This window comes from Microcoleus sp. BM001215392, assembly GCF_036700185.1.
In the GTDB taxonomy this organism is placed as follows: Bacteria; Cyanobacteriota; Cyanobacteriia; order Cyanobacteriales; family Microcoleaceae; genus Microcoleus.
On the sequence record NZ_JAUBOJ010000313.1, the window covers coordinates 4,844 to 9,535 of the forward strand.

The 4,692-nt window shown below is 47.7% G+C and carries 6 protein-coding genes; all 6 read left to right on the forward strand.

From position 1 onward, the window contains the following. The first annotated feature begins 407 nt into the window (after positions 1 to 407). The 6 genes from QT974_RS25800 (at position 408) to QT974_RS25825 (ending at position 4,583) form a co-directional block, all read left to right on the forward strand. Entirely contained in the window at positions 408 to 1,124 is a 717-nt protein-coding gene (locus tag QT974_RS25800; RefSeq protein ID WP_333471261.1) for a TIGR04283 family arsenosugar biosynthesis glycosyltransferase, read from the forward strand. Between the two features lie 114 nt (positions 1,125 to 1,238). Next, positions 1,239 to 1,748: a photosystem I reaction center protein subunit XI gene (locus tag QT974_RS25805; protein ID WP_333471262.1), complete on the forward strand. Its 510-nt coding sequence runs from the start codon at positions 1,239 to 1,241 to the stop codon at positions 1,746 to 1,748. 57 nt (positions 1,749 to 1,805) lie between these two features. Next, positions 1,806 to 1,922: a photosystem I reaction center subunit VIII gene (locus QT974_RS25810; protein WP_293127047.1), complete on the forward strand. Its 117-nt coding sequence runs from the start codon at positions 1,806 to 1,808 to the stop codon at positions 1,920 to 1,922. Positions 1,923 to 2,255: 333 nt separating this feature from the next. After that, on the forward strand, positions 2,256 to 2,810 hold the full coding sequence (locus QT974_RS25815; RefSeq protein WP_333471263.1) for a hypothetical protein: 555 nt from the start codon (positions 2,256 to 2,258) through the stop codon (positions 2,808 to 2,810). Positions 2,811 to 2,945: 135 nt separating this feature from the next. Continuing rightward, entirely contained in the window at positions 2,946 to 3,833 is an 888-nt protein-coding gene (locus tag QT974_RS25820) for a hypothetical protein (RefSeq protein WP_333471264.1), read from the forward strand. Between the two features lie 177 nt (positions 3,834 to 4,010). Continuing rightward, positions 4,011 to 4,583 (forward strand): DUF2996 domain-containing protein, encoded by a 573-nt coding sequence (locus tag QT974_RS25825; RefSeq protein WP_333471265.1) that lies wholly within the window; start codon positions 4,011 to 4,013, stop codon positions 4,581 to 4,583. Positions 4,584 to 4,692: the final 109 nt, after the last annotated feature.

Sequence of the window (4,692 nt, forward strand, 5' to 3'; positions counted from 1 at the left end):
TGGACTGGTTAGACAGCGCTTGCGACAATAGTCGCAAGCGCGAGAAAAAGCAAAAAAGGAGTCCAGAATAAAGCTTCGGAAAATTTTTGATTTACCAGCACCAAATCAGCGCTTCAGGGCTGATTAGGTGCCTGTACTGTCCGATGACGCTTGACGACGCATGGGAAGTGCAGGAAAAAAATCAAGGGTTTCAGACTAGAATCTGAAAACGCCAACGGAGGCGATCGCACAGTATAGCCCTGGTCAAACCCGGTTTATTCCTACATTTCTCGTTAAGGGACGCAAAACAGCTAGAAACCCGGTTTCTAGCCCCCGATAAGTCAGCCCTAAAACTGTCGCTACGTGTTGCATAACAGATAAGCTTTCTACAAAACCCGCCCTCTCTCTCACGGGGTGCTTAATTCTGTATGCCACAAAATGATCGTCTCAAAATTTCAATTATCATTCCAGTCTTAAACGAAGCACCTACCATTGCCTCAGTTATCTCCACTGCCCTTGGGGCCCAAAATGTCGAAATAATTGTCGCTGACGGCGGCAGTAGCGACGGTACAGCAGAAATAGCAAAATCTTTGGGCGTCCGAGTTGTCTCCACCACCCCAGGCCGCGCCACTCAAATGAATGCAGGTGCGATCGCAGCTACTGGAGATATTCTACTGTTTCTCCACGCAGACACTCTTTTGCCTCTAGGCTACGACTCTGGCGCGCGTCGGGCACTGGCGGCTAAGCCCTCCGCCGTAGGGGGCGCCTTTGAACTTAAAATAGACGCCCCCCAGTACAGTCTGCGGCTGGTAGAAATAGGGGTAAACTGCCGATCGCGCTTCCTGCAAATGCCCTACGGCGACCAAGCCATTTTCCTGTATTCAGCTACCTTTGACAAAATCGGCGGTTTTCCCGACTTGCCCCTGTTGGAAGACTTTGAACTCGTGCGCTTGTTGAAAACACAAGGTCGCATCGAAATAGTACCCCAGCCCGTGCTGACTTCCGCCCGCCGCTGGCAAAAGCTTGGCGTCATCCAAACCACCGCCATCAATCAAATAGTAATCATTGCTTATTTCTTGGGAGTATCGCCAGATCGACTCGCTTTCTGGTATAAGAGACAAAAGAAAAATTCTTCCGAAAACTAAAGAATAGTGAACTTTTCTAAAGCTAGCTGCCAATTATGCAAATAGGAAACACGTCCCTGCGTAAAATATGACTTGAACGCCTCAATTTTTACGCACAGCGAGGAAAAAGAGAATATGGCCGATCCCAGAGATGCAGAGCTTATTAAACCCTTTAACGGCGACCCCTTCACGGGTCATCTAGCAACTCCCATCAGTGCTTCTGATTTCACAAAAGCATTCATTGGGAACTTGCCCGCCTACCGCAAAGGACTCTCACCCCTAGTTCGAGGTTTAGAAATCGGTTTGGCACACGGTTATTTCCTTGTCGGCCCTGAAATCGTCTTCGGGCCGCTGCGGGACTATCCAGAAGCAGCTAATCTCGGCGGATTAATTACAGCCCTCGTCTTAGTTCTGCTCGGCACACTAGGTATGTCTGCTTACGGTTTAGTCTCTTTCAAATCAGACAACACCAGCTACCCCAGCGCTAATCCGATGACTCCCGATTCCCTCAGAAATGCTGAAGGCTGGAGCCAGTTAACCGCTGGTTTCTTTGTGGGCGGGATGAGCGGCGTCTTTGCTGCCTACTTCTTACTCGAAAACTTTAAGGGCGTTGATGCCATTTTCCGGGGTTTAGTCAACAATTAGACTCCACTCCCCAATATCCCTGTTGCCACACACTAACTTTAGTTTGGAGAATTTGATATGACAGGTTCCTACGCTGCTTCTTTCTTGCCTTGGATCTTAATTCCGCTAATTACCTGGCTGATGCCGGTTGTCGTCATGGGTTTGTTGTTTATCTACATTGAAAGCGACGCCTGAGCTTTACCCACAAAGCAAGACCTAAGTTGGAAGACCCCACTAACACGATTGACGGACAATTTCTCTGAAACCTCTAGATAAATCTCGGGAAAATCAGCGAAAATTGTTTTGAGATTGCTGGCAATCAGAAAACTTAGTTTCTTTACCTCTATCCCCAGAATTTATCTGTGGAGCAATCTTTCTTCTTCCTTCAGAACTCGCAATTGCAAAAAAATCCTCTGCCGGCAAGCAGAGGATTTTTTTACAAAGAACACAAATCACCCGATCGGGGAAGACAAATTGGCAAATCGTGAGCCACAATTGTTATGGAAACCTACTAATGAGGAGAGAGCGATGCAATTTCCCCCCGCACGCCGAATCTTAGCTCCATTCCTGATCTCGGTACTGCTGCTCGTGACTTCCTGCGGTCAGAATCAGCCCCCCTCCCGCTGGGACAAAGCCCAGCAGGAAAGCACCCAAAAATCTGCTAAAACCAAGCAGACAACTGCTGACAAATCAACTGCTCAAAATCCTAACCTGCCCAAGAAAGCAGTTGCAGGTGGCAAATTAAATAAATATTTCCCGTCTGCTGGCGGCGGATTCGATCGCGTCTTCGCTCAAGAAAAATCCGGTTTTGCTGAAGCTAAGCTGAACAAAGGCGGTAAAAATGTCGCCGTACTCTCAATTAACGACATCGCCGGCAACCAGGGCGCCGGAGCCAAATTTCAGCAAAGCACCAAGCAAATTAGCGGCTATCCCGCTGTCAATCAGGGTGCTAACATCACTGCTGTTTTAGTCGCAAATCGCTATCAAGTGAAAGTTCAATCCCGCGATCCCTCTTTTACTGCTAGCGATCGCGAAGCTTGGTTGTCAAAATTTAACCTCGGCGGTCTCGCCAGCGTCAAGTAGCATAATCTGATATCGAGCTTCCACCCAACTCTGGCTTGCCGCTATCACAACTTATACCTGCAAGATTCAGATTGTCAAGTTCTTGCCATCTGCCAAAAGTAATACCTTTGATTTCAGTTCAACAAGGAGTTTTTTGTGAGCAAAACAGTCTTTGAATTAGTCGATCAACTTCCTAAAGACAACATGACTGTCAAAGCCCTCCGAGCGCTTGACTTTGTGGTTCCAGGCGAGTGGAACAATTTAGTTGGCTTTGAAAATACCATTCGTACGGTAACAGGTGAAACTGACGAAGATATGATCCAGCAAATAGGCGATCGCGCCATCACCCTCTACAACGATAAATCTGAAGGCTACCAGCGCGCTCTCTGGCTCTACCAAACTATCGACAGTGCCTCTAGCGCCCTCGGTACCGCAGCCCTCGCCAACAAAGTCTCCCAAAATGTCCCGTTTTTGTCGATGCTGGGCAATCTCACCCCCAAGCCCGAAAAAGCTCAAACGATCGACCTTTCTTTGAAATTAGTCACTGAATTGCTCGCTTTTTGCCAAATTAACGGCATTCCCGGCGACAGCATCGGCGATTTTGCCGGGGCTTTGGGCGACTACGGCGGCGAATCCCTGATGCGGATGGCGGCTTTGGTTTGTTTCGACGGTTTGATTCCCCTGGGCCCAGACTTTATTATGGCTACTCAGTCCTGGATTCAAAAGCTCTCCCCCCAAGATTTGCAAGATAATCAGGCATTTAAGTCGATCGGCGGCATGATTCCTGGTGGCTCTCCCGCAGGCCAACTCGGCTTTATCGGTGAAAGCTTTAACTCGGTTTCCGGCTGGATGGGCTCCTTTGTGAGCGATCGAGGTTTGACTCCCGAAAACGTCCTCGGCCATTTGCAGAGTTTTGTCGAAATTTCTGCCGACAAGGTAGACTACGTGGGCGCTTTCCTCGACATGACTACCAATTACTACGAACACACCGGCGTTCAAACTCTCGCCCACCGTTTGATTGAACGCGCTGTCGCTGAGATTTAAAATAATCATAGTCCTCAGTCATTAGTCAGTAGTCATCGGTCATTAGTTATTGGTTATTAGTTATTGGTTATTAGACACAACAACTAAAACTAACAACCAACAAATAACAAATAACTACTGACTACTGACTACTGACTCCTGACTCCTCTACTCATCACTTTTTAAAAGGAAGCACCAATGGCAGACAAACCGAAAAATCCAGCAGCAGGCGAAGCCGAAACAGAGGCCCTTTCTGCTGAAAACGCTCCGAGTTCCGACACTCCCGAAACCAGTGACATCCCCAGCGCTGACAAGCCTGCGCCCGCTGCTAAAAAAGCGGCCGCTAAGCCAGACGCTGACAAGCCTCCAGCTAAAGCTAAAAAAGAAAAAGCACCCGCTGTTGAAGACAAGCCCTTTGCGGAATTTATTCAACAAGATTATTTGCCCGCCTTGCAAACTGCTTTGACCAAGCAGGGCGTTAAGGATTTAGATGTGAGTTTGACCAAGCAAAAACTCCCCGTTGCTGGCATGAGTTCCGCCGGAGATTGCTGGCAGGTAATTGGTAAATTTCAAGAAGGTCAGCGCCAATTTAACTTGTATTTTCCTCAAGAAGATATTCAAAGTCAAAGAGCGTTTTCATGCACTGAAAATAATACCAAAACCAGCACTTTAGAGCCTTTTTTGATAGACGAGCGCAAGATTACTCTAGACCTCATGGTCTTTGGTGTCGTCCAGCGGCTTAATGCTCAAAAATGGCTGAATCTTAATTAGTTATCGTGCAGTGCGAGCGTCCCGCTCGCGAGTCTGATTAATATAGCTCGCGAGTCTGATTAATATAGCTCGCGAGTCTGATTAATATAGCTCGCGAGTCTGATTAATA

Excerpts from the sequence above, each read along its gene's own strand:
- QT974_RS25800 (WP_333471261.1), top strand. The coding sequence starts at position 408 with ATGCCACAAAATGATCGTCTCAAAATTTCAATTATCATTCCAGTCTTA.
- QT974_RS25805 (WP_333471262.1), top strand. The coding sequence starts at position 1,239 with ATGGCCGATCCCAGAGATGCAGAGCTTATTAAACCCTTTAACGGCGAC.
- QT974_RS25810 (WP_293127047.1), top strand. The coding sequence starts at position 1,806 with ATGACAGGTTCCTACGCTGCTTCTTTCTTGCCTTGGATCTTAATTCCG.
- QT974_RS25815 (WP_333471263.1), top strand. The coding sequence starts at position 2,256 with ATGCAATTTCCCCCCGCACGCCGAATCTTAGCTCCATTCCTGATCTCG.
- QT974_RS25825 (WP_333471265.1), top strand. The coding sequence starts at position 4,011 with ATGGCAGACAAACCGAAAAATCCAGCAGCAGGCGAAGCCGAAACAGAG.